Here is a 1,266-nt window from a genome sequence, read left to right on the forward strand (position 1 = left end):
AGCTACAGGCTATTCTATACAGGGGTTAAAAGCCGCTTTTAAACATGAAGCTGCTGTTCGACAAGAGCTCGCTTTGCTAAGCATTGCTGTGATTTTGGCGTGCGTGGTTGATGTCGGGATGATAGAGCGCATCTTATTGATTGGTGTCGTGGTATTAGTTCTGATTGTCGAACTGATTAACTCCGCGATAGAAGCAGTGGTGGATCGCATTGGTGTTGAACGCCATGAATTAAGTGGTCGCGCTAAAGATATAGGATCGGCAGCCGTTATGGTTGCGTTAGCGTTCGCAGCTTTTACTTGGCTATACATCTTGGCCAGTCGCTACCTAGGCTAGAGGTTACAACATGATTCAGCAGTATCGAGATAGCAACCAAGTCATTTGGTTTGATGAGGAGCTTATTGAAGATCCTAGTCAGCCTATTTTTGATGCCGAGTATTGGCAATCCACCAACAAAGTAACTGGCAGTGCGTCAGGGCGTGGCACTACTTGGTTTGTTCAGCTTGATACGATGCAAGCCGCTCTGCGTCATTATCGACGTGGCGGCTTATTTGGTAAGTTAGTTAAAGACAATTATTTGTTTTCAGGTTGGGAGCAAACGCGTTGTGCGCAAGAGTTCCAACTATTACTTACACTGATTAATGCTGGCGTTCATGTGCCAAGGCCAATTGCTGCGAGAGCTGTGAAATCTGGATTGACATATCAGGCCGATTTATTGAGTGAGCGCATTCCTAACGCAAGAGACCTGGTCAGTATCTTGCAGGAAAAACCGTTACCGGAAGGAATGTATCAAAAAATAGGGCAAGAAATTGCCAAAATGCACAACGCTGGCGTTAATCACACAGACCTGAATATCCACAACATCTTGATCGATGACAAAGATAAAGTGTGGATTATTGATTTTGATAAGTGCCGCAAACAAGAGCACGGCGACTGGAAAAAGCAAAACTTAGAAAGGCTTCTTCGCTCATTCAAAAAAGAACTGCTCAAACGCCAAATCATTTGGCAAGCGTCCGATTTTGATCATGTACAAAAAAGTCATACTGAAAATACGTAAAGTGAGCTTTTTGTCAGTTATTCGTGAGACAATCCAATAGCGCATTTCGGTACACCCACTAAAAGTACCCATTAAAGTAGGTAACATTTGCAATGAAAATACTAGTAACAGGCGGGGCAGGCTTCATTGGCTCAGCTGTCGTTCGACACATTATTCGTGACACCCAAGATAGCGTCGTGAATTGATACAAGCTCACCTAGGCAGGAAACGT

The 1,266-nt window shown here is 44.0% G+C and carries 2 protein-coding genes and 1 pseudogene; all 3 read left to right on the plus strand.

The window, feature by feature from the left end; all coding sequences use genetic code 11:
- Nucleotides 1-334 (plus strand): diacylglycerol kinase (locus R7070_RS25570; protein WP_318141435.1); only part of this gene is annotated, 334 nt, incomplete at its 5' end.
- Nucleotides 335-344: 10 nt separating this feature from the next.
- On the plus strand, nt 345-1,055 hold the full coding sequence (locus R7070_RS25575; RefSeq protein WP_025520216.1) for a 3-deoxy-D-manno-octulosonic acid kinase: 711 nt from the start codon (nt 345-347) through the stop codon (nt 1,053-1,055).
- Nucleotides 1,056-1,147: 92 nt separating this feature from the next.
- A pseudogene (locus tag R7070_RS25580) lies at nt 1,148-1,237 on the plus strand (NAD-dependent epimerase/dehydratase family protein); the annotation flags it as partial.
- Nucleotides 1,238-1,266 lie beyond the last annotated feature (29 nt).

This window comes from Vibrio sp. 1557 (genome assembly GCF_033340175.1).
Classification (GTDB): domain Bacteria; phylum Pseudomonadota; class Gammaproteobacteria; order Enterobacterales; family Vibrionaceae; genus Vibrio; species Vibrio alginolyticus.

What these genes read in the sequence shown, in the direction of transcription:
- R7070_RS25575 (WP_025520216.1), top strand. Translation starts at nt 345, where the DNA reads ATGATTCAGCAGTATCGAGATAGCAACCAAGTCATTTGGTTTGATGAG.